22 protein-coding genes are annotated in these 21,747 nt (G+C 72.3%); 11 read left to right on the top strand and 11 right to left on the bottom strand.

Translation table 11 applies throughout. The annotated features are described in order from the left end of the window. Window positions 1-208: 208 nt before the first annotated feature. The 3 genes from EMA17_RS51775 to EMA17_RS16005 all read left to right on the top strand — a co-directional run bounded on the left by EMA17_RS51775 (window position 209) and on the right by EMA17_RS16005 (window position 2,616). The gene (locus EMA17_RS51775; protein ID WP_160161424.1) at window positions 209-355 is read left to right on the top strand and encodes a hypothetical protein; all 147 of its coding nucleotides are present in this window, start codon (window positions 209-211) and stop codon (window positions 353-355) included. Continuing rightward, window positions 352-1,923 (top strand): ABC transporter substrate-binding protein, encoded by a 1,572-nt coding sequence (locus EMA17_RS16010; protein ID WP_170222182.1) that lies wholly within the window; start codon window positions 352-354, stop codon window positions 1,921-1,923. Before EMA17_RS51775 ends, EMA17_RS16010 begins: the two co-directional genes overlap by 4 nt. A 189-nt stretch (window positions 1,924-2,112) precedes the next feature. Then, window positions 2,113-2,616, top strand: coding sequence for an acyl-CoA thioesterase (locus EMA17_RS16005; protein ID WP_126637690.1), 504 nt, complete (start codon window positions 2,113-2,115; stop codon window positions 2,614-2,616). Between the two features lie 60 nt (window positions 2,617-2,676). Here EMA17_RS16005 and EMA17_RS16000 read toward each other — a convergent pair whose 3' ends face one another. Then, on the bottom strand, window positions 2,677-3,096 hold the full coding sequence (locus EMA17_RS16000) for a TOBE domain-containing protein (protein WP_126637689.1): 420 nt from the start codon (window positions 3,094-3,096) through the stop codon (window positions 2,677-2,679). Between the two features lie 315 nt (window positions 3,097-3,411). On the opposite strand from EMA17_RS16000, the gene EMA17_RS15995 reads away from it, so the two are divergent. Beyond that, the gene (locus tag EMA17_RS15995) at window positions 3,412-3,852 is read left to right on the top strand and encodes a PPOX class F420-dependent oxidoreductase (RefSeq protein WP_126637688.1); all 441 of its coding nucleotides are present in this window, start codon (window positions 3,412-3,414) and stop codon (window positions 3,850-3,852) included. Between the two features lie 197 nt (window positions 3,853-4,049). Here the strand turns inward: EMA17_RS15995 and EMA17_RS15990 are convergent, their stop codons facing one another. After that, complete coding sequence (locus EMA17_RS15990; protein WP_126637687.1) at window positions 4,050-4,397, bottom strand: hypothetical protein; 348 nt, start codon at window positions 4,395-4,397, stop codon at window positions 4,050-4,052. A gap of 206 nt (window positions 4,398-4,603) precedes the next feature. Between EMA17_RS15990 and EMA17_RS15985 the strand changes: the two genes are divergently transcribed. Then, window positions 4,604-5,272, top strand: a complete 669-nt coding sequence (locus EMA17_RS15985) for an O-methyltransferase (RefSeq protein ID WP_126637686.1) — start codon at window positions 4,604-4,606, stop codon at window positions 5,270-5,272. A 53-nt stretch (window positions 5,273-5,325) separates the two neighbouring features. Here the strand turns inward: EMA17_RS15985 and EMA17_RS15980 are convergent, their stop codons facing one another. Beyond that, window positions 5,326-5,919, bottom strand: a complete 594-nt coding sequence (locus tag EMA17_RS15980; RefSeq protein ID WP_246126699.1) for a DUF3237 domain-containing protein — start codon at window positions 5,917-5,919, stop codon at window positions 5,326-5,328. Further along, a complete protein-coding gene (locus EMA17_RS15975) occupies window positions 5,916-7,166 on the bottom strand; it encodes a flavin-dependent oxidoreductase (protein WP_126637685.1) in 1,251 nt (416 codons plus the stop codon). Before EMA17_RS15975 ends, EMA17_RS15980 begins: the two co-directional genes overlap by 4 nt. A gap of 160 nt (window positions 7,167-7,326) precedes the next feature. Here EMA17_RS15975 and EMA17_RS15970 point away from each other — a divergent pair, with 160 nt between their 5' ends. From EMA17_RS15970 to EMA17_RS15955, 4 genes are all read left to right on the top strand, one after another. Continuing rightward, entirely contained in the window at window positions 7,327-7,869 is a 543-nt protein-coding gene (locus EMA17_RS15970) for a MarR family winged helix-turn-helix transcriptional regulator (RefSeq protein WP_126637684.1), read from the top strand. 313 nt (window positions 7,870-8,182) lie between these two features. Next, a complete protein-coding gene (locus EMA17_RS15965; protein WP_246126698.1) occupies window positions 8,183-9,166 on the top strand; it encodes a P1 family peptidase in 984 nt (327 codons plus the stop codon). 102 nt (window positions 9,167-9,268) lie between these two features. Beyond that, window positions 9,269-9,853 (top strand): RNA polymerase sigma factor, encoded by a 585-nt coding sequence (locus tag EMA17_RS15960; protein ID WP_126637683.1) that lies wholly within the window; start codon window positions 9,269-9,271, stop codon window positions 9,851-9,853. Next, complete coding sequence (locus EMA17_RS15955) at window positions 9,850-10,362, top strand: transmembrane transport protein (protein WP_246126697.1); 513 nt, start codon at window positions 9,850-9,852, stop codon at window positions 10,360-10,362. Before EMA17_RS15960 ends, EMA17_RS15955 begins: the two co-directional genes overlap by 4 nt. A 316-nt stretch (window positions 10,363-10,678) precedes the next feature. Here the strand turns inward: EMA17_RS15955 and EMA17_RS15950 are convergent, their stop codons facing one another. After that, complete coding sequence (locus tag EMA17_RS15950; protein WP_126637682.1) at window positions 10,679-11,473, bottom strand: SDR family NAD(P)-dependent oxidoreductase; 795 nt, start codon at window positions 11,471-11,473, stop codon at window positions 10,679-10,681. Window positions 11,474-11,784: 311 nt separating this feature from the next. Between EMA17_RS15950 and EMA17_RS15945 the strand changes: the two genes are divergently transcribed. Together EMA17_RS15945 and EMA17_RS15940 are read left to right on the top strand one after the other, a co-directional pair. Continuing rightward, on the top strand, window positions 11,785-12,714 hold the full coding sequence (locus tag EMA17_RS15945) for a helix-turn-helix domain-containing protein (protein ID WP_174861374.1): 930 nt from the start codon (window positions 11,785-11,787) through the stop codon (window positions 12,712-12,714). 9 nt (window positions 12,715-12,723) lie between these two features. After that, window positions 12,724-13,182 (top strand): SRPBCC family protein, encoded by a 459-nt coding sequence (locus tag EMA17_RS15940; protein WP_126637681.1) that lies wholly within the window; start codon window positions 12,724-12,726, stop codon window positions 13,180-13,182. Window positions 13,183-13,265: 83 nt separating this feature from the next. Here EMA17_RS15940 and EMA17_RS15935 read toward each other — a convergent pair whose 3' ends face one another. The 6 genes from EMA17_RS15935 to EMA17_RS15910 all read right to left on the bottom strand — a co-directional run bounded on the left by EMA17_RS15935 (window position 13,266) and on the right by EMA17_RS15910 (window position 21,698). After that, on the bottom strand, window positions 13,266-16,109 hold the full coding sequence (locus tag EMA17_RS15935) for a DUF5682 family protein (RefSeq protein ID WP_126637680.1): 2,844 nt from the start codon (window positions 16,107-16,109) through the stop codon (window positions 13,266-13,268). Then, entirely contained in the window at window positions 16,106-17,218 is a 1,113-nt protein-coding gene (locus EMA17_RS15930; protein WP_126637679.1) for an ATP-binding protein, read from the bottom strand. Before EMA17_RS15930 ends, EMA17_RS15935 begins: the two co-directional genes overlap by 4 nt. A gap of 11 nt (window positions 17,219-17,229) precedes the next feature. After that, window positions 17,230-18,687 (bottom strand): vWA domain-containing protein, encoded by a 1,458-nt coding sequence (locus tag EMA17_RS15925; protein WP_126637678.1) that lies wholly within the window; start codon window positions 18,685-18,687, stop codon window positions 17,230-17,232. Then, window positions 18,684-20,105 (bottom strand): hypothetical protein, encoded by a 1,422-nt coding sequence (locus tag EMA17_RS15920; protein WP_126637677.1) that lies wholly within the window; start codon window positions 20,103-20,105, stop codon window positions 18,684-18,686. Before EMA17_RS15920 ends, EMA17_RS15925 begins: the two co-directional genes overlap by 4 nt. Then, the gene (locus EMA17_RS15915; protein WP_126637911.1) at window positions 20,075-20,578 is read right to left on the bottom strand and encodes a hypothetical protein; all 504 of its coding nucleotides are present in this window, start codon (window positions 20,576-20,578) and stop codon (window positions 20,075-20,077) included. Before EMA17_RS15915 ends, EMA17_RS15920 begins: the two co-directional genes overlap by 31 nt. A 145-nt stretch (window positions 20,579-20,723) precedes the next feature. Continuing rightward, entirely contained in the window at window positions 20,724-21,698 is a 975-nt protein-coding gene (locus tag EMA17_RS15910; RefSeq protein WP_126637676.1) for an Lrp/AsnC family transcriptional regulator, read from the bottom strand. Window positions 21,699-21,747 lie beyond the last annotated feature (49 nt).

Below are 21,747 nucleotides of genomic sequence, written 5' to 3'. Positions count from 1 at the left end.
GGCGCGGCGCACGCGTCGGGCGCGGCCGGCGGCGGAACGGGCCGTTCCGGCGTCGTGCCGAGAATCCCGGAGGCGGCCGGCCCCGGCGTCGGTGGTTCGTACAGGATCGGGGATCGTTCTTCGTGCGCGGCGACGATCCCCCGGTTTCCGGCCACTGCCTACCGTGATCATCCGCAGCGGCGCAGGCCGCACTCCGAGGAGGTTTCCCGTGACGGGACGATCCGAACTGCCGGGTACACCGCCCGCAGACCGCCGATGGGCAGCCGCCGCCGAATCGGGTGCGGTGCGCGGCACCGGGCCCGCCGTCGCCGAGTCCGTCCCGATGGCCGAGTGTTTCCCGGAAGGCGCGCGATGAGACGCGTCTCGCGAGGGGTCGTGGGGACCCTCGTCCTGGGCCTGCTCGCCGCCGGATGCGGCGGCAGTGGTGGCGGCGGCGACGCCGGCGACGGCGACACGATGACCGTCGGGGTCGTCGCCGACCCCGGTGGCCTGAATCCGCTCACCGCGCTGAACGCGAGCGCGTTCATGCTGAACCGCTTCTCCTACGACGGGCTGGTCAACATCCAGCCCGACGGGCGCGTCGTCTCCGGTGTCGCCGAGACGTGGACGACCGACGCGACCACCGCGAGCTTCACCCTCAAGCGCGGCGTGACGTGCGACGACGGTACGCCGCTGACCCCGTCGGCGATCGCGGCGCAGTACGCGTACATCGCCGAGCCGACCAACGCGTCGCCCATGCTCGGCATGATCGTGCCCCCCGGCCTCACGGCCGCCGCCGACGACGCCGCCGGCATCCTGACCCTGAAGACCCCGGAACCCACCCCGTTCCTGCTGCGCAACGCCGCGACGCTGCAACTGGTGTGCCCCTCCGGCCTGCGCGCGCAGGGCAAACTGGACCATGCCTCGGACGGCACCGGCCCCTACCGGCTGACCGAGGCCGTACCGGGCGACCACTTCACCTTCACCAAACGGCCGGGCTACACCTGGGGTCCGGACGGCGTGGACAACGCCCGCACCCCGGACCGCGTGGTCTTCAAGGTGATCGGCAACGAGTCCACCCGGACCAATCTGCTCCTGGGCGGCCAGTTGGACGTCACGACGGTGGTCGGCCCCGACCGGTCCCGGCTGGCGGCGGCCGGGATCAAGTCCACGGCCATGCAGGACCCGCTCGGCCAGTTGTTGTTCAACGAGGACCCGAACCGGGTCACCGCCGATCCGCGGGTGCGCCGGGCGCTGGTCACGGCGATCGACCTCCGACAGCTCGGCGCGGTCGCCACCGGCGGCAAGGGGATGCGGCCGACCCGGCTGGGCACCGCGATGTCCCCGCCCTGTCCGACCGACTCGGTCACCGCCAACCTCCCGACCCACGACGTGGACGGCGCCGCCGAGCTGTTGCGCGCGGCGGGGTGGCGGAAATCCGGTGGGTACTGGACCAAGGACGGCCGGCAGCTGTCCATCGAGGTGCCCTACCCGGGCCTGTCGGGCACCCAGGTCGTCGCGGCGGCCGAGTTGGCGGTCAAGCAGTGGAAGTCGTTCGGCGTGAAGGTCGAACCCCGACCGACCACGCCGGCGACGAAGGTGTCCACGCTGATGGCCGGTCGGTGGGACGTGGCGTGGGCGCCGCTGTCGCTGAGCACGCCCGACCAGATGATGCCGTTCTTCTCCGGGACCAAGCCGCCCGAGGGGCTGAACTTCGGTTCCGTGCAGAACCCGGAGTACCAGCGCCTGACGGCGCTCGCGATGGCCAAGCCGGACACCTCCGGCTGCGCCGAATGGACCGCGGCGGAGGAGGAGTTGATGAAGCGGATCGACGTGATCACCTTCATGGACAGCAATGTCCCCTACTTCACCCGGGGCTACGCGTTCGAGGTCGACGGCGGCGGTTTCCTGCCCACGACGCTGCGCCGCGCCGACGCACGCTGACCGCTCGCGCGGGCGCGGCGGATTCACGGACCCTCCTTCGTGACCTCGTGCGGACCGCGTCGTTGGATGTCGTACGCCACGTCTCCCGGGACGGTTCGCGGGTCGCGGTGTCGTTCGCGACGGCGGCCCGCGCGTTCCGGGAGGCACGGCCGACGTACTCGGCACGGAACACGAAGGACGAACACGACCATGGCCACCTCGGCAACGCATTCACCGACCCGGGCGACCCCCGCGGCGCCGGTGCCCGAGTTTCGCACCCAGCGGCGCACGCGGATCTCGGATCTCGACCGTTTCGGCAGCGTGCACAACCTCTCGCTGATCCGGTACATCGAGGACGCGCAGGTGGAACTCACCGCCGCCGGGCAGCCGGACGAGCGGGTGTTGGACGTCGCGTGGTCGGTCGTACACCGCGACACCACGTTCCTGGTTCCGCTGCCGATGCTCGCCGAGCCGGTGGGCATCGCCACCACGGTCGCCCGATTGGGCCGGTCCGACATGACGCTCGCCACCCGGATCGAGCACCGGGGGGTGGTGCACGCGCGTTCCCTCGACCGGTTCGTGGCCTGCGACCACCACGGCATGCGCCGCCGGGTGGACGACGGCGAACTGCGGTGGTTGCGGCGGTGGATGGTGGGGACGCGCGACATCGCGTTCGGCGTCGGCGGGCCGCGGCGGGAGGGCCGATTCGTGTGAGCGGCGACCGTGCGGCGACGCGGTCGGAGCGGGTGCGCCGCGCCGCCACACCGGTTCGGGTCAGGCGGTGGCGAGCGCGACCTCGGTCGACTTGAGCAGGGCGGTCACCGCCGTACCCGCCGTCAGGCCCAGTTCCCTCGCGGCCTCGGCGGTGACGACGGCGGTCAGTTCGCCGTCCGCGACGGCGACCCTTACCCCGGCCATCGCACCGCCGAAGGCCACCTCGACGACCGTGCCGGGGACGCGGTTGCGGATGCTCAGCCCGTCGACGGCACCGGTGGCGAGCGAGACCTCGGTGGATTTGATCAGGGCCAGGACGGCGCTGCCCTCGGCCAGACCGAGGTCGCGCACCGCGTCGACGGTGACGGCGGCCGTGAGTTCGCGACCGGAGCCGAGGCGAACCTTGACGGCGGCCATCACCTCACCGGTCGTCACCGAGACCGTGGTGCCCGGGAACTGGTTGCGGATACTGAGCGACATACGGACACACCTGGATTCCCGATCGCCGGAAGCCGATCTCCCGAACACGCGACCATCACCCTAAACGGGACGAAACACCGGGCCGGGGCAGACACGAGGAGCGTGCCGCGGATACCACCCCGAGGGCGGCCGTATCGGTACGCGCCGGCGGCGTGCGGCCGGCCGGCGGACGGTGCGTCGGCGGCGCCCCGTGAGGCGTTCGGCCGGGTGCGGACACCTGCCGGGGAGCGGGTCGGAGGTAGTGTTTCGGTGCGGTCCGGTGCGGCGACGTCGCCGCGCATCCCACCGCGGCCGGACCCGCGACGAGGAGGACTCATGTCGAAGCCGCCGTTGCCCGAACAGGCCATCGCGATGCTGCGGAAGCCCAACCCCGCCGTGATGACCACACTCCGGCCCGACGGCCAACCCGTCTCCACGGCGACCTGGTACCTGTGGGACGACGGACGCGTCCTGATCAATCTGGACGAGGGCCGCAAGCGGCTCGAACACCTCCGCAACGACCCCCGCGTCTCGCTCACCGTGCTCGACGAGGGCAACTGGTACACGCACCTGAGCATCGTCGGCACCGTCGAGGACATCCGCGACGACAAGGACCTGGCCGACATCGACCGGCTGTCCCGGCACTACGGCGGGCAGCCCTACCCGCAGCGGGAACGGGGCCGGGTCAGCGCCTGGATCCGGATCGACCGCTGGCACGGCTGGGGCACGCTCAAGGACAACGATCAGGCGGGCGGCAGCCGGAACACGTCGGAGTAGCCGACCCGTTCGAACCGCCACGCCCGACGGCGGCCGCCCGCCCCGCGGCCGCCATCCGGGCCGCGTTCACCGTCCGTGCCCGAGCCGCCGACGCGAATCGCCCTGCCCGCGCTCGGCGTTCCGGTCCACGCCCGACGGCCGGGGTGGCGCGCACGATGGGCTCCGGGGCGGCGCGGCCCGGCTCGCCCGGGGTCGCCTCAGCGCCGGCGAGGGCGGTGGATGGCGGTGACCAGGGCCGCGGAGGCGACGACGAGCAGGGCCACGAACACGGGGTGGATGTCCTTGGACAGGCTCTGGGCGCCGTCGGGGCGCACCAGCCAGACCGTGAGCGGGACCGCGAAGGCCGCGGCCACGAGTGCGGCCGCCGCGCGCACCGACCGGTCGGCGACCCGGGTGAGGGCGCCGATCAGGGCGATGACGACCGGGACGACGGCGATCAGCGCGAATTGGGCCAGGACCATGACGGGGACCAGCCAGGCGGAGACGGTCACCGCCCGCGGAATGCGCCGGTCGGTGGTCGCGGGCGAGACGGAGGTGGCTGACATGACGTTCCCCTCGTTGGCTTAGCTGGTTTGCCGTTCGTTAGAAGTTATAACGCCGGTGAGTGAGTAGAGTCAAGAATGTTCGTGACACCCTCTAACTTCAGAGATCGCATGTCAGGCCCGGGCTCGGGCTGTGCCCGGTGGGGCCGGGCCGGCATCGTCGGAGGGCGACGGGGGTTCCGTGCTTGGTCGAGGAGAGGAATTGCTTCGTGTCACAGCAGCAATGGAGCGCCGTGGACGGATACTTCACCGATCTGCTCGGCGCCGACGACGAGACGTTGCAGGCCGCGCAGCGGGAGAGCGACGCGGCGGGTCTGCCGCCGATCGCGGTCACCGCGCACCAGGGCCGGCTCCTGCATCTCCTGGCCCGGATCCGGGGGGCTCGGCGCATCCTGGAGATCGGCACGCTCGGCGGGTACAGCACCATCCATCTCGCGCGGTCGCTGCCCGAGGACGGCCGCCTGGTCACGCTCGAATACGCGCCGCGCCACGCCGAGGTGGCCCGGGCGAACATCGCGCGGGCGGGCCTGGCCGATCGGGTGGAGGTCCGGGTCGGGCCGGCCCTGGAGACGCTGCCGGTGCTGGAGGCCGAGGGCGGCGGGCCGTTCGACCTGGTGTTCATCGACGCCGACAAGGACAACTACCCGCACTATCTGGAGTGGTCGCTGCGGCTGGCCCGGGTCGGCGCGGTGATCGTCCTGGACAACGTCGTGCTGGGCGGCGCCGTCCTCGACGGGGCGGCGGGCGGCGCGCGCGCCCAGGGTGTGCGCACGACCCTCGAACTGCTCGCCAAGGACCCCCGCCTCGACGCCACCGCCGTGCAGACGGTCGGCGACAAGGGGTGGGACGGGTTCGCGCTCGCCGTGATCACGGGCTGAGCACGGCTTCGGCGCGGTGGGCCCGTCGTGGCCGCCCACCGCGCCGAAGCGCGCTACACCAGCGCGTGCGCCTCGTATCGGACCGTGTTCGCGCTGCGCATCGCCGCCGCGACCGCGATGGTGCGATTGAGCCCGGCGTAGCGGACGTCGCCCGTCTCGAAGCGGCAGACGAGCCGGAAGTAATAGCTGCGCGGATCCACGTCCTCGCCCCGGCGCAGCCGGGCCACGACCTCGGGCGGGCCGTACCGCAGTCCGGTGGTGGTCAGGTGGATCAGCGCCTCGTCGTCGGTGCGCAGGGTGTAGCGGGTGTCGATCTCGGCGACGCCGTCGGGGTGCACGATCTGCCAGTCGCCGCCGCCCGGGAGGATGTCCCCGCGCAGTCGTGGGCCCTCGAAGGAGCCGCCGACGATCGGGATGATCCGGCGCTCGCCCCAGGGGGTGGCGCCCAGGTCGAGCATGGCCTCCAGGTCCACCCGGAAGCGGGCGAGGAAGCTCAGCCTCGGGGAGGGCCAAGGGTAGGGCGCCGCGCTCTGATGCGGCGCCGGGTGCGACGCCGACCCCGACGCCGGCTCCGGCTCCGGTTCCGGCTCCGGCTGGGTCGGTTCCGCGCTCGGGTCCGGTTCGGCCCGGGACGGCTCCGCGCTCACGGCCGGTTCCCCGTGTCGACGGTGTACGACGCGCGTTCGTTGAGGAGCGTCGGGTCGAAGCCGGCGACTCGTTTGTAGCCGGCCGCCGCGGCCTCGCGTTCGGCCGGGGTGAGCACGTCGTCGATGTCGGCGAAGCCCCGCGGTGCCCGTTCGTGGACGAGGCGCATCACGATCTCCGGCCCCAGGTCCCGGTTGGCCAGCTGGATCGCGGTCGTCGCCGGTCGGCGGTCGGCCTCGTAGCCGGCCAGCGCGTCGTCGATCGGGTGCGTGGCGAGCCGCCACGCCAGCACCCGCGCGTCGAGGATCGCCTGCGAGGCGCCGTTGGACCCGATGGGGTACATCGCGTGCGCGGCGTCGCCGAGCAGGGTGACCCGGCCATGGGTCCAGCGCGGCAGCGGATCGCGGTCCACCATCGGATACTCGTACACCGCGTCGGCGCCGGCGATCACCGAGGGTATGTCCAGCCACGGGAACCGCCAGTCGCCGAAGTGCCGTGATACGTCGGCGGGTTCGACCCTGCGGTTCCAGTCGCCGGGGGCGGGCGGCGGGGTCTCGAGCGGGCGTTCGGCGATCCAGTTCAGCAGCAGGTGGCCGTCCGCGTCCGGCTCGGGCGTGAGCGGATAGGCGACGAACTTCTCCGTCCCGTCGCCGGCCATGATCATGGTCCGCCCGGAGCGGAACGCGGGTGCACGGGTGGTGCCCCGCCACAACACGAGGCCGTTCCACGGCGGCGCGCCCTCCTCGGGGAAGAGCTGCCGACGGATCGCCGAGCGGATCCCGTCGGCGGCGATCAGCACATCGCCGTCGAGCGACCCCGCGGCGGTGTGCACGCGCACCCCCTGCGGCAGGTCCTCGTACGAGGCGACCGGTCGGCCCGTGCGCACCGCGTCGGCACCCAGGCGTTCGTGGACCGCGTCCAGCAGCAACATCTGGAGGCCGCCGCGATGCACCGAGTACTGCGGCCAGCGATAGCCGGCGCCGAGCCCGCGCGGCTCGGACCAGATGGCCTGGCCGAACCGGTTGAAGTAGGCCAGCTCGCCGGTGGGCACGCCCAGCGCGGACAGCCGGTCGGCCAGGCCGAGTTCGGTCAACTCGCGTACGGCGTGCGGCAATACGTTGATGCCCACGCCCAGCGGACGGATCTCGGCCGCCGCCTCCAGGACGGTGACATCCGTGATACCCGCCGCGTGCAACGACAGCGCGGCGGTCAGACCGCCGATTCCTCCTCCGGCGACGATGACGCGCACGAAGTCCTCCCGGAGCGATAGATTGTTTCAGCCATAACAACTTTGCTCATCCTGGGGGCATGGACCGGATTGCGCAAGGACCCTTGGCAGGATGTGCGCCACGTGCAGGATGGGCACCACACACCCGCACCACCCCCACCCACCGAGCGAGACGGAACGTATGACGCCGCGCGCGACACCCCCCGCCGAGCCGACCCGACTGCCGGACGTCCGGTACGCCGACCAGGCGCGCGAACGCATCGTCGAACTGGCGCCGGACACCGATCCCGGCGCGTTCGACCTGGGCTACCACCTGCTGCACGTGGCGTATCTGCTGGTCGCCGACCTCGAGGCCACCGTGCATCGGCCGCGCGGGTGGACCCTGCCGGGCTTTCGCATCATGTTCAAGCTGTGGATGCTCGGCCCCACCCAGCCCGCTCGGCTCGCCGAATTGTCGGTGTTGTCCCGCTCGGCGCTCACCAACGCGATCAACACCCTGGAACGTGACGGCCTGGTCGAGCGCCGACGGGTCGCCGGGGACAAACGCGCGGTCCTGGTCGCCCTGACCGAGCAGGGCCGGGCGTCGATCGCCGAGGCGTTCGCCGCCCACTCCCGACGCGAACTCGACTGGTTCGCCGCCCTGCCCGAACCGGACCGCGACCTGCTCACCACACTGCTGCGCCGCCTGGTCACGGGACGCCCCACCGCCCCCGCGCTCGACTGAACGGGTCCCGGCGACGGGGTGTCCGCCGGTGCACGATGTCCATCCTGCGGATTCCGCGAGGGGGCGCCCGGCGACGCCCCACGGCCGTGTCGGGGACAGCCCCCGGCGCCCCCGCGGGCTCCGAGGCCGCGCTCGCGCCGCGCCTGCCGACCGACTCCGCCGTGGTCACGCACCGTCCGCACCCGGGCGCCGAGCGTCTTTTGGCGGAAGACCCCAAACGGCGTGGCGAAATTCGGACCCCACGACGGAGATCGACGACCGGGAGCCGGTGAGAATCGGGGGTGTTGCTCCCCCGAGAAAGGCCGGGTCGACCGTGAACGAGGCAGAGCGAGACCCGGTGCGCGCGCTGCGGTTCCGGGACGCGGGGCATCGGGTCGGGCGATTCGCGACGGGTCCGCACAACACGATCACCGACGTGTCGGGCGTGCTGGTGGGGCACACGACGCTCGTGGACGAGGCGGAGGGGGTGCGCTCGGGGGTGACCGCGATCGTGCCGACGGCGATGCGGGAGGCCCGGTCGTTGGCGGCGGGGCTGTACCTCGGCAGCGGCCACGGGAAGTCGGTCGGGGTCACCCAGATGGTGGAGCGGGCCGAGCTGGCGACGCCGATCCTGCTCACCTCCACGCCGAACCGGGTTTCGGAGCATCCGGACGGGCCGGTGGTCGGCGGGATCGACGACGCGTGGCCGGCTCCGGTGGTCCGGCGGCCGCTCACCCGGGAGCACGTGTCTGCCGCGTTGACGGGCGCGCACGACGGTCCGGTCGAGCTGGGCAGTGTCGGCGGCGGCGCGGGGGCGTGTGCCCTCGGCTTCAAGGCCGGTATCGGCTCGGCGTCGCGCCGGGTGTCGCTCGGTGCCCGGTCGGCGACCGTGGGCGCACTCGTCCAGGCCGACATGGACGGGGAGTTGCGCCTCCTCGGGCGGTCGGTGACGCCGGTCGGCCTGGGCCTGGCGAGCGCCGGACCGGCCACCCCGCACAGTTCCTGCGTGGTCGTACTGGCCGTCGATGTCCCATGCACGGCACGGCAGTTGTCCCGCATCGCGGCCCGCGGCGTATTCGCCCTCCGTCGCGTCGGCGCCGCGCTCGGCCGCGGCAACGGCGATTACGGCCTGGCCTTCTCCACCGCCTCCGGGAGCCCTTCGACGGACCTCGAACAGGCCCACCTGGAAACCCTGTTCACCGCCGCCATGGACTGTGTCGAGGAAGCCGTGATCGACGCCCTGCTGGCCGCCCGCACCATCACCACCCCCACGGGCCGCAAGGCCCACGCCCTCCCCCGCCACCTCATCCGAACCTGATCCCACCGGGTCGCCCCCACGAACTTGTGAACCTTTTCGGGGCGGCGCCCGACTTACCCGGCGAGAGCGGTGGGAGCCGCCCGGTGTGGTGAGGAGGGGTGGATGGACGTGGGGTCGGACGCGGACGCGGACGCGGCGGACGCGGACGCGGGTTCCGACGACGAGTTGTTGGTGATTCGGTGTCAGTTGGGTGAGCGGGAGGCGTTCACCGAGTTGGTGGAGCTCTGGCACGGGCCGCTGTGGCGGTACCTGCGGGGCATGGTCGAATCCGCCGGTGCCGCCGACGACCTTGCCCAGGAGACCTGGGTCGGGGTGCTCCGGGGGCTGCCCCGGTTGCGGCGGCCGGAGCGGTTCGTGCCGTGGTTGTTCACCATCGGCCGACGGACCGTCATGAACCACCTGCGGCAGACGTATTCCGCGCGAGAGGTGGCCGCCGAGGAGGCCGGGGAGCGGGCCGACGACGAGGGTTTCCCCGACGGTGTGCTGGATCGTATGGCGATCCGCGGCGGCCTGGACAAACTGCCGCCGAAGGAACGCGAGGTGCTGATCCTGTTCCACCTGGAAGACCTTCCCCTGGCCACCTGCGCCGCCGTGCTGGACGTGCCGGCTGGCACGGTCAAGAGCCGACTGTCGCGTGCACGCGGCATGTTGCGGGAGATTCTGATCGAAAGGGGCGAACACCCGTGAACCGCGACGGCCACACCGGCCACGACGACCGAGAACCCGTGCCGCTGCCGCCCGGTCTGCGCCGCACGATCGCCCGCGAGACCTCGCTGCGCTCGCGTCTGCGCGACCTCGCGGTGGGCCTGGCCGGCGGATGCGGGGCGGCGTTCATCGCGCTGCTCTGGGCGACCGAACCGGACGCCCCGCCGACCCGCACCCGCATCGCGTTCGCCGCACTGATCGTGGTGGGCCTGGCCTGGGCCGCGTTCGGCACGTGGGCGCTGACCACCCGCCGGCCGCTGTACGGCCACGACCGGGTGGTGGGCGGCTGGATCGCCCTCGCCGCGACCACCACGACCACCGTCGGCGGCGCCGCCCTCGCCGCCGCGCGCGGCGGCCCCGGCGCGGCCCTGGCCACCGGCCTCGCCGGCACGGCCCTGATCGCCTCGGCCGCGGGCCTCCTGTACCGCGCCCGCGCCCACCGCCGCGCACTGCTGCGCCGCCGGCACGAACTCCGGGAGAAAACCGGGTAGGCGTCGATCCCCTCCGACGGGACACGCACGGAATTCTCTTCGCCGGACCCGTCACACTCTCGGATCGCGAAACGTCATACCCTGCGAGAGCCGGATCCGGATCATGTTCCGGTTCTCGCGGTCGCCGAAGGTCGATGTCGGGTAGGGCCCGACCTTTGGCTCCCGGGGAGCGGGCGGTTGGGGGCCCGCTCCCCGGACCTCCGGCCCCACCCCGCACGCGGCGACATCCCGCGTCCCGCGCCCGTCCCGCACCCGCCCCGCGCACCCGTCGACCGGAACACGCTCCACCGAACCGGGATCCGGCGAGCGATCGGGCTCAGGGGGTGATCGCGTCGACGTAGCCGCCGTCCACGCGAAGGGCGCCGCCCGTGGTCGCCGAGGCGAAGGGGGAGCTCAGGTAGACCACCATGTTGGCGATTTCCTCGGGCTCGATCAGCCGCTGGATCAGCGACTGCGGGCGGTGCAGACGCATGAACTCGCGTTGCGCCCGGTCCCACGGCAGGGCGGGATCCACCAGCTCGTAGACGAAGTCCTCGACTCCGCCGGTGTGCGTGGGGCCGGCGATCACCGAGTTGACCGTGACGCCGCTCCCGGCCGCCTCCTTGGCGAAGCCGCGCGAGACCGCCAACAACGCGGTCTTGGACATGCCGTAATGGATCATCTCCGCCGGGGTGGCGATCGCCGAGTCGCTCGCGATGTTCTGGATCCGCCCCCAGCCGCGCGTCCGCATTCCGGGCAGAAAGGCGCGGGTCATCCGGACCGCGGTGAGCACGTTGACCTCGAAGTAGCGCCGCCATTCGGCGTCGTCGATCTCCAACGCCGGCCGGGTCCCGAAGATGCCGAGGTTGTTGATCAGGATGTCCACCGACGGAACGGCGGACAACACCCTCGCCGCTCCCTCGTCCTCGGCGATGTCCCCGGGCGCGGCCCGGAATTCGCCCCCCGGTACGTCCTTGCGCAGCCGCTCCAGGGCCGCCGCGACCGATTCCGGCGTACGTCCGTTGACGGCGACCTCCGCTCCCGCTTCGGCAAGGCCCTTCGCGATCGCGGCCCCGATGCCCTGCGTGGAACCGGTGACCAGGGCGGTCTTCCCGGTGAGATCGATCAACACGACCCGAACCCTTCGTCCGAACAACTCGTCTGCCGGGCCCAGTAGATCATCCCGCCGGCCCGTGGCCGCGCGCCGCGCCCGGTCCGCCCGGGTGGCCGCGACCTCGGCGGTGTCGCGGGGTGCCACCCGCGCCATGGGTCGGTCGAGCGGCAGGATCACCTCGAGGCGCCCGCACGCAGGGCGTCGAGTCGCGGTTCGGCCGATCCGGTCGTCGGCGACGGCGTGGATCACACCGTCCGCGGCGCGGGCGTGGTCGGCCTCGCCCCAAGGCGGACACCTCCGGCGACGCGTCGGGATGCGAGAATCGTGCGGTGTTCGACTCGTCCGACTTCGACCTCGCGCCGTATACCGACGTCGACATGGACGGCGTCGTGCGACGCACCTTCTGCAGTTGGCAGGACGCCGGCTGGCGCTCCCTGCTGGTGCAGAGCTTCACCCACGCGCGGGAGGCCGAGGATTTTCCGCTGCCGGGAGTCGCCGACCTGCATCTCGTGCTCTACACGAGCGGTGACGCGGACATGTGGATCCGTGCCGGCGGAAGGCCCACCCGCCGACGCTGGGTGCCGGGACGCCTGGAGTTGATGCTCCCGGGTCAGGCGACCGTGCGCAGCTACCGTGCGACGCCGCCGATGCGGACCGTCCAGGTACACATCCCGCACGCGACCGTGGTCCGGGTGGCCGACGAACTCGGCGGACCCGAGCCGGACTTCGAGGCCATGGCCGGCGGCCTGGCGGCGGGTGACGCCCTCGTCGAGCAGGTCGTACGCGCCCTGCCGACGGTCGCGGGCGCGACCGACGTCTACGCGGAATCGGCCGCGACGGTCCTGGTGACCCACCTGCTGGCCCGGGGCCGGGATCAGCGTGTGCCGGGCCCCGAACCCTCGGCCGTCCGGCGGGCCGTCGCCATCATGCGCGAACGCCTGGCCCATCCCCTCACGCTGGCCGATCTCGCCGCCGAAGTGCACCTGAGCGTCTACCACTTCATCCGGGTCTTCCGCCGAACCACCGGCGAGACCCCGCACGCGTTCCTCACCCGGCTGCGGATCGAACACGCGCGGCGACTGCTCGACGACACCGACCTCACCATCACGCGAATCGCCGAGCGCTGCGGCTTCGCCGGGCCCGGCAGCCTGTCCTCGGCCTTCCTGGCGCATGTCGGGGTGCGCCCGTCGGAGTACCGCAAGATTTCCGCGACGGGTGCGCAATCCGGCGCATGGCCCGAGCCGCCGGCGCCGTCCTAGCGTGACGACGTGCCTTACACCTACACCGTGACCTCCCATTCCCCCGCGAGTCCCGACGCGGTCTTCGCGGTCCTCCTTCGGGCCGCCACCTGGCCGGAGTGGTCGCCGATCGATTCCGCCGCCGTCGAGGGCGACGGCGATCCCGAGGGCCCGCAGCGGGTCGGCGACGTCCGTGTCTTCCGGACCGGCCGGGGCAGCGCTCGGGAACGCATCGTCGACCTGGTCATCGACCGGCGCTTCCAGTACACGAACGAGGGCGACCTGTTCCGGTCCTTTCGCGGCACCGTCGACCTCACTCCGGCGCCCGAGGGCGGCACCGACATCACCTGGTCGGCGATCTTCCAGCCGAAGTGGCCGTTCTCGGGCCCGTTCTGGCGGTGGTACCTGACCCGCTTCATGCAGCGTATGGCCGACGGCCTGGCCGGCTACGCCGTCGGTGCCGAGGACCGGCCCGGAAGTGGTTCCTGATACCGGACACGGCCGGGTGCGGACGGTGTCGAACCGTCCCCACCCGGCCGTGGTCGGGGCGTGCCCCGCCGCCGGCGGTGCGCTCAGCCGGCCAACAGCGCCTCGACCGCCGCCGCGGTCGTCGGGTACCGGCCGAGCAGGGCCACGCCCTCCGGCCCGTCCCCCGCGCCCGGTTCCCACGTGTCCTCGCACCCCAGCAACCGCGCCACCGCGTCACACGTGTGCGGATGCGCGAAGAGGAGGGCCGGGCCACGTGCCGCGCCCGAGGCCCGGGACGCCGACGGCGCCGCCGAGGCCGGTTGGGCCCGCCACGGCGGCACCCACTCGTCCAGCGCGGCGAGCCGACCCGGGAAGATCCGCCCGGCCTCGCGAATCAGCAGCGGCGCGAACTCGGCGCCACCGGCCCGCAGCGTGCCGATCAGGGTCGGCAACCACGGCAACAACACCGAGTCCGGCAAGCGGGCGAAGGCGTTGGACACCGCCTCCACGACGAAGTCGGTCAGCGCCGGCACCGGCTCCAACGCGTACACCAACCCGCTCAGATAGCGCGGGTAGGCCGGCAGCACCAGCGGGTTGCCGAGCAATTCGTCACAACGCGCGCGCAGTTCCGCCCGGGAGAGCCGGCCCAGGTGGACCTGTCCCGCCCACAGCAGCGCCACCTTCGACGGCTCCTCCGGGTGGGACTGGGCGACCGCCAACTCCAGCTGGGTCCGGTCGCAGCCCAGCGACAGCGCCAGGCTCTCCATGCCGAACAGGAAGCCCAGCGTCGCGGCGACCTGGCGCACCGTCGCGTCCTCGTCGGCGAACGCCGTCGGCAACAGCGTGCAGTAGTGCGCGTATCCGGTCTTGACGAACGACTCGATCCACGACGGCAGCACCGATTCGCTGGTCCGGTAGTACGCCAGCAACCGGCGCACCCGGCGCAGCACCTCCGGCGCGCCGTCGACGCTGCGCTCGGTGGCCAGCACTTCCAGCGCCCGCGTGCCCAGTTCGTCGGCCAGTCGGCGGCTGCGCAGGTACAGCGTGGCGTCCTCGACCGCCGCCAATACGTTCGCGGTCGTCGCGTTCGGCCCGTACGCCGCGCGCCGCAGCCGCTGCTCCAGGACCTGTTCGATGCTGACGCCCTCGTAGCCGAGTTCGATCAGCGCCCGCTGGTGGGTACCCAGGGCCAGGTCCCACGACTCCTGGATGGAGCGTTCGCCGAGCCGCCGCTCGCCCATGATCGGTCGGGCGGCGCCCGGCGGCATCAGGTAGCGCAACATCCACAACACATCGGAGCAGCGCTCCAGTTCGGGTTGCCCGGCGATGTCGAGCAGCGCCCTGCGCACACCGCGCTGTTCCAGTTTCAGGCCCAGGGGCGCGAGTCGGTCGTGCACGTCACGGGCGAGCGGCGGCAGCGCGTCGTAGCCGACCCGGCCGATCCGGTCGCCGCCCATCATGATCTCGACGAGCCGGCGCACGTCGCGCCGACCGGGCACGCGGTCCTTCTCGATGCAGGTGACCGCCGCGTCCTGGAAGTCGTACGGCGAGGGCTTGGCCCGGTCGCGCAGCCCGGCCAGCAGGATCGACGTCTCGAACACGGCGATCGCGTCGGCGGTCGAGGCCAGGTAGCCGTTGCGGCGCGCGGCGCGCACGATGTCCACGGACCAGCCGAGCAGTTCCTCCTCGTCCAGCCGGTCGAGGACCGGCGCACGACGCAGGAAACCGGACAGCTTGTCGGCGGACGAGTCGGACGACGCCGACGAGGCGTGCCCGCCGCCGGCCGCGGCGACCGCCGACGCCGCGCGTTTCGCGGGCTTCGTGCTCTTCTTCCGCGCCCCCGCCTGCCCGGTCAGTCGGAAGGGTTTCACCCCGCTGCGGGTGAGGTTCTTCGCCCACACCGAGGCGGCGATCGTCACCGAGCCGGCCGCGAGGCCGAACTGCGCCTCGATCGCGGCGTGGCTGGAGGGGATCAGCCCGTGCTGCCAGGTGGTGGCGGTACGCGGGGTGATCTCGAAGGTGTCGGCGCCGTGCACGCCGAACTCCTCGACCCGGGAGGCCGCGTGGAACGCGCCGCAGACGTACAGGCAGTCGGCGGGGTCGGTGCCGCTCGCGGCCAGGTGCTCGCGCATCCGGGTCCACATGAAGCGCTCGCGGTCCTCGTCCACCCGTACCCGGCCCGCGTCGCCCGGGGCCAGCCGGCGGAACAGGCTGCCGATCAGCAGCATGACCTGCCGGTAGGTGTCGTGGTCGCAGTCGCCGAGCGGCAGTTCGACGTACTGGTGCCACCACTCCGACCAGTGCCGGACCCGGCCCTGGCGCAGCAGGTGTTCCTCCAGCTCGGCGAAGCGCGGGCGCAGGTCGCCGATCTCCAGGCCGACGGAGTCGCCGTGCAACGCGCTCTCCTCGTCGGCCGGCGGCGCGTCCGGGTCGGTTGGCGCGGCGGGCGCGGCTCCCTCGCCGCCGCGTGGCTCCCACTGGAACACGTGGTCCGAGGAGCGGTCGACCAGGACCAGTTCGGTGCCGGGAGTGTCCAACGTGTAGGCGATCGCCTGGTATTCGGCCGACGCCTCGGTGATCGGCGCGACCACGGACAGCGGCGCCCAGTCGAGCGGGAATCCGTCGATCTCGCTGGCGAAGGACTGGACGGCCACCGGCAGCGTGCAGTTGCGCAGCTCGGTGAGCAACGGCGCCATGTCCTCGCACAGTTCCAGGTAGACCACCTTCGGCTGCTTCTCCCGCAGCCTGCGGGCCATGGCGGTGGCGGAGGCGGGCGAGTGGTGACAGACGGGAAAGATCTCCAGGGGTTCGTGCACGGCCCGGTCGACGTCGTCGACGATGCCGAGCAGGATCTCCCCGAGGGCGTCGGGGCCGTCCGCGAACGTGGCTGCGGCTTCCCGGAGTTGGCTGCGCAGGGCGTCGAAGGCGCCCTCGGGCGGGCCGCTCACGACAGGCCGGCGATCGCCGAGCGGCCGCCCTCCAGGAACTCCGGCCACGCGCCGCCCTCCTCCTTGCCGCGCGGCTCGACCACACCGTGCAGGTACTTGTTGATGATGGCCAGGTCCTCCGGCTCGCGGCGGGCCAGCGAGCCGACCAGCGAGGCGGCGAGGGTGTGTGCGGTCAACGCCCGCTCGCCGAAGAAGTTGCTGTGCAGGATGGCGTCTTCGAGCACGCCGATCTGCTCGGCGGTGGACAGCGACGATTCCAGTTTCTCGTCGTCGCTGCGGGCCGCGGCCGCGGCGGCGCGCAGGTCGGCGAAGCTCTGGAGGAGCACGTCCAGCAGGTTCGGCGGCACTTCCAGTTCGATCTCGTGTCGGCGCAGCAGTTCCTCGGTGCGGAAGCGCACGATCTCCGCCTCGCTCTTCTTGTTCGTCACCACCGGGATGCGGACGAAGTTGAAGCGGCGCTTGAGCGCGGACGACAGGTCGTTGACGCCCCGGTCGCGGCTGTTGGCGGTGGCGATGATCGAGAAGCCCGGCTTGGCGAAGACGATGGCGTCGTCGTCGAGTTCGGGCACCGAGACGTACTTCTCGGACAGGATGGAGATGAGCGCGTCCTGGACGTCGCTGGTGGAGCGGGTTAGTTCCTCGAAGCGGCCGATGGCACCGGCCTCCATCGCGGTCATGATCGGCGAGGGGATCATCGATTCGCGGGACTGGCCCTTGGCGATCACCATGGACACGTTCCACGAATACTTGATGTGGTCCTCGGTGGTGCCGGCGGTGCCCTGGACGACCAGGGTGGAGTCGCGGCAGATCGCGGCGGCGAGGAGCTCGGCCAGCCAGCTCTTGCCGGTGCCGGGGTCGCCGATCAACAGCAGGCCCCGGTCGGAGGCGAGGGTGACGATGGCGCGCTCGACGATGCTGCGGTCGCCGAACCACTTCTGCGCGATCTCGCGGTCGAGGCCGTCGGAGCGCTCGGAGCCGAGCACGAACAGACGGATCATCTTCGGGGACAGCCGCCAGGTGAAGGGCTTGGGACCGGTGTCGATCGACTCCAGCCAGTCCAGTTCCTCGGCGTACTTGAGTTCGGCGGGGGCGCGCAACAGGTCGGACATGAGAGGCCTTTCTAACCGAGGAACGTCTTGAGTTCGTGCACGAGCTTGCGGATGTGGCCGGAGAGCACCGGCGTGCCGAGGTCCTTGAACCGCTCCCGGAACCAGGGGTTGACACTGGCCCGGCCGGAGCTGGTCACCGAGCCCACGGGAATGAACTTGGCCCCCGAGCGATGAATGGCGGCCATGCTCTCGAAGAGAGGGTCGGTGTGCCATTCGTAGAAGTCGGAGATCCACACCACGACCGTGTTGCGCGGTTCGGCGATCTTGGGTTGGGCCAGCGCCATCGCGACCGTGCCGTCGGTGCCGCCGCCGAGGTTGGTGCGCAGCAGCGTCTCGAAGGGGTCGTGCACCCACGGCGTGAGGTCGAGCGCCTGGGTGTCGTAGGCGATCAGGTGCACGTCCACCTTCGGCAACCCGGCGAAGATGGAGGCCAGGATGGTGCAGTTCACCATCGAGTCGACCATCGAGCCGGACTGGTCGACGACCACGATCAGCCGCGAGGGTGTGGTCTTGCGGACGGTGTGGCGGTAGAAGAGGCGGTCGACGTAGAGCCGTTCCTCCTCCGGACTCCAGTTGGTGAGGTTCTTCCAGATGGTGCGGTCGAGGTCCAGGTTGCGGTACACCCGCTTGGGCGGGATCGACCGGTCGAGGGTGCCGACCGATGCCTTGGCCACCTGGGTGCGCAGGACTTCGGCGACCTCGTCGACGAAGCGGCGGATCAACGCCTTGGCGTTGGCCAGGGCGACGCCGGAGAGGTTGTCCTTGTCCCGGAGCAACTGCTCGATCAGGGACATGCTGGGGGTCAGCCGAGCGGCGAGCGCCGGGTCGGCGAGGACCTCGCGCAACTGCATACGCTTGACCAGGTCGGCCTCGATGGCCGCGAGTTCGGGGCCGATCTCGGGGATCAGGGTGCCGAGGTCGGGCGTGCCTCCGGCGCCGCCGGTGCCGGTCGGGGAGACGCCCGTGCCCGCACCGCCGCCCCCGCGTCCGCCCCGCAACTGCCCCGGCTTGCAGCCCAGGGCCCGCTCCAGCCAGCCGGCGTCGGACTGCCAGCCGGCCAACTGCCCGGCGCTGACCGTGCCGGAGCCGGTGGCGAGTACGTTGAGCAGCACCTTGGACACCATCGCCGCTCGGCGCACCTCGGCGGCCCGATCGCGGCCGTCCTCGTCCGCCGCGGGCACCATCAGGCCGTCGAACTCGGCGGCCAGGTCCGGGTGTCGCTGCACGATCGAGTCGACCGACGCGCGCGGGTCGAGCAGTTCGGCGGGCAGGCCGATGTCCTCGACGACGGCCACGGAGGCCGATTCCAGGGCGGCCTGCTCCTCGGGGTCGAACAGTCGGGCGAGCAGTCGCCAGTACAGCACCTGCCGGCGGTTCTCGTTCGGGTCGTCGGTCGACGCCGCGGTGTGGGCGGCCGGTTCGGTGTCCTCGGTCGTGGGATCGGTGCCGTCGGTGGTGGGATCGGTCATTTCCGCAGCAGCTTTCCGGCCCGCTCGCGCAGCACGGCGACGGCTTCGGTGGCGGCCTTCTCGGCCTTGACGCCGAGTTTGTCGGTGGTGCCGCCGGCCCAGGCGCCGGCGTGCAGCGCGACGGTCTTCTTCTTGACCGTGGTCTCCACGGCGAGCGGCTGGATCCGGAACGCCCCGGCGTCCCAGCGCAGCAGGCCGATGCACGCGGTCGAGGTCGCGACCGCCTCGGGCGTGAGCGGGCCGGCGGTCGGTATACGGTCCACGTCGACGGGGATGTGGTGTCCGGCGAGGACCAACGCCGTCGCTCCGTCCTCGGCCGCGGCGTACCCCTCCAGGAACACCGGGATCGCGATCCGCGTCGGGTGCCGGTCCAGCGGCGTGGTCGGTGCCGCGACGGCGGTGGGCAGCGCGACCCGGGCGGTGGCGAAGGCGTCGGCGGGCCTGCCGGTGCGCGCGTGTGCGTCGTCCCAGATCAGGTCCCCCTCGGCGGTGATCGGCATGTCGGTCAGGTCCATCGCCCGGCCCTCGCCGGCGGCGGCGAGCAACGACAGGTGGGGGCGCAGGAGTTGCCAGACGCCGACGCCGACGACCGTGTCCGGCTTGGACACCGACACGCTCGCCCGGACCAGGCGCGGCGGGCTCCCGTCGGCGGGCTCGAAGACGGCGTGTACCTGGGCCTGTGCGGCGGTCGCGTGCTCTTGGACGTCGACGCCCAGCGGCAGCAGTCGCCCGGTGGCCGTGCCGACGGCCGGTCCCGCGTCGACCCGCGGCCGGGTCAGCAGCAGGGCGCGCGCCCACAGGTCGGCCCAGCGGCGCAGCGGAAAGCGCTCCAGGGTCGCCCCCGGGCAGGACGCGGCGAGTTCGGCGGAGAACCCGTCGAGCAGCGTCGCGAGGCGGCGCAGCGTCGGGTCGGGCAACATCGCGAAGACGACCGGCGCGGAGTCGGCGATCAGGTCGTGGTCGATGCCCTGCCAGCCGGCGCGGGCCACATCGGCGAGCCAGGTGCGGGCGGCCGCCTGCAGATTCGCGGCCTGCTCCCCCTGCCCCGCCGGGACCGCTTGCGCTTCCTCGCCGCGGTCGCGACCGGTCGCCTCGTCGGCGCGGGTCACGAGCGCGTCGTGGGCGGCGCCCAGGAGTGCGGTACGGGCGGCGGCGAGGGCCACGAGGTGGTCCTCGCTCGCGGTGCCGGCCGCCGCCTTCTCGGCCGCCTCCGCGACGCGGCCGGCCAGGGGTGTACCGGCGACGGCGGCGGCCAGTTCGGCCAGGGCGCCGGCCTGGGTGGGGTGGGGGCGCAGCAGGCCGCCGACGAGGGTGCGGTCGAAGGCGTCCACCACGGCCAGGACTTCGTCGAGTCCGGCGACGGGTTCGACGAGCAGGTCGGCGCGCATCAGGCCACCGCCCTCGTCGGCGGGAACCACTGCATCTCCGGCAGCGGCGTGGTGGTGGGGACGAGTTCGAGGTAGGCCAGATGGCGCAGGAACCTGCTGAACACGGGCGCGGCGGCCGTCTTGTCCCCCTGCGGCGGGCGAGACGCACCCATGGTCCTGGTGATGTCCCACGCCTCGGATCGCCCGTTCGCGAGCTCGACCCGCAGGTAGCGGGCGACCCGTTCGGCGCCGTATTGCAGCACGGCCTCGCCGATCAGGGCTTCGATGTGCTTGCAGAAACCTCCGTGCGCGCCGCCGCAGGGGCGGTTGTTGTTGGTACTGCATGTGAACGCGAAGTCCCCGGCGGCGACCGAGGACACATAGACCCGCCCGATGTCCGAACCGCTGGACACCACACCCTGCAGGCGCCCGTCGGCCAGTTCGACGAACGGCACCTTGGCGAGTTTGCGTGGCCGAGCGGGTGGCAACACCCGGGCCACGCTCGACTCCTCCCATGCCGACAACACACCATCTCCTTTGCACCGAGGGGGATTCCACACCGAGTCCGAAACGATCGGCGGGTACGGATACGAACCTACTGACGGTCACCGACACGCGCGCACGCGGTCCGGATCCCGGTCGGTGAGAGGAGGTGGGGGGATCACCGGGTCAGGCGCGCAGTGTGGCGGCGGCCTTGTAGGTGCGCAGGACCGGAGCGGTCTCGATCCGGGTGACGGCGTCCAGGGCGAGCCGGTGGATCAGGTATCGGTGCAGGTCCTCCGCGTCGCGGCACAGGGCGTGTGCGACCAGGTTGGTGGGACCGGTGGTGGCGGCCACGACGGCGAGTTCGTCGTGGCGGGCCAGCGCGTGGGCGACCGCGTCGAGGCGGCTGGGGGCGACCTGCATCCACAGCAGCGCGGACACGGTGGCGCCGAGTACGGCCGGTTCGATGTCGATGTCGAAGAACACCGCGCCGCGGGACCGCAGTTCGGTCAGCCGACGGGTGACGGTGGCGGGTGTGGAGCCGGTCGCGGCGGCCAGTTCCGCGTAGCCGGCCCGCCCGTCCTCGCGCAATGCGGCCACCAGGCGCAGGTCGGCGTCGGTGAGCGTGTACGGCTCGCCGTGCGTCGGGTCGGCCGGGATGTCCCGGCCGCGCAGCCGGGCCTCCTGCTCGGGGGTGAGCGCGCCGAGTCGACCGCGCCACGGGGTGGGCCCGCCCAGGTAGGTGTGCAGCAGGTAGTGCGCCGAGACGGCGGTGATGCCCGCGGTGCGCGGGATGTCGCGCAGCAGGAGGGAATGGGCGTCGGGGCCGCCGGGCGGGGTGTGGATGATCGCGACGATCTCGGTACCGCCGGAGGTCAGCCGCACCCACGAGGTGTCGGCGCGGCGGGCCAGGGCGACCGCGATGTCGTGGGCGGTGCGGGTGGCGGCGGTCAACCGCACGAACCACTGGTGCGCGCGGGTGCTGCGCGGGGTCGGCAGGGCGACCACCCGCAGGCCGGCCTCGGCGTGCAGGCGACGGTAGCGGCGGGCCACGGTCTGCGTCGACGTGCCCAGGACGTCGGCGATGAGGGTGAACGGCGCGCGTGCGTCCGTGTGGAGGGCGTGGATCAGGCCACGATCGAGGTCGTCCGGTTCGATCACAATCCTCAAAATAGCCGAGCCGGATGGATGAGATCGACGATCCAGTGGC

The organism is Embleya hyalina (genome assembly GCF_003967355.1).
GTDB lineage: Bacteria > Actinomycetota > Actinomycetes > Streptomycetales > Streptomycetaceae > Embleya > Embleya hyalina.
Note: the sequence above shows the minus strand (reverse complement) of the source record. Positions and strands in the feature narration are given on the sequence as shown.

What these genes read in the sequence shown, in the direction of transcription:
- EMA17_RS16010 (WP_170222182.1), top strand. Translation starts at nt 352, where the DNA reads ATGAGACGCGTCTCGCGAGGGGTCGTGGGGACCCTCGTCCTGGGCCTG.
- EMA17_RS16005 (WP_126637690.1), top strand. Translation starts at nt 2,113, where the DNA reads ATGGCCACCTCGGCAACGCATTCACCGACCCGGGCGACCCCCGCGGCG.
- EMA17_RS16000 (WP_126637689.1), bottom strand. Translation starts at nt 3,096, where the DNA reads ATGTCGCTCAGTATCCGCAACCAGTTCCCGGGCACCACGGTCTCGGTG.
- EMA17_RS15995 (WP_126637688.1), top strand. Translation starts at nt 3,412, where the DNA reads ATGTCGAAGCCGCCGTTGCCCGAACAGGCCATCGCGATGCTGCGGAAG.
- EMA17_RS15990 (WP_126637687.1), bottom strand. Translation starts at nt 4,397, where the DNA reads ATGTCAGCCACCTCCGTCTCGCCCGCGACCACCGACCGGCGCATTCCG.
- EMA17_RS15970 (WP_126637684.1), top strand. Translation starts at nt 7,327, where the DNA reads ATGACGCCGCGCGCGACACCCCCCGCCGAGCCGACCCGACTGCCGGAC.
- EMA17_RS15960 (WP_126637683.1), top strand. Translation starts at nt 9,269, where the DNA reads ATGGACGTGGGGTCGGACGCGGACGCGGACGCGGCGGACGCGGACGCG.
- EMA17_RS15930 (WP_126637679.1), bottom strand. Translation starts at nt 17,218, where the DNA reads ATGTCCGACCTGTTGCGCGCCCCCGCCGAACTCAAGTACGCCGAGGAA.
- EMA17_RS15925 (WP_126637678.1), bottom strand. Translation starts at nt 18,687, where the DNA reads ATGACCGATCCCACCACCGACGGCACCGATCCCACGACCGAGGACACC.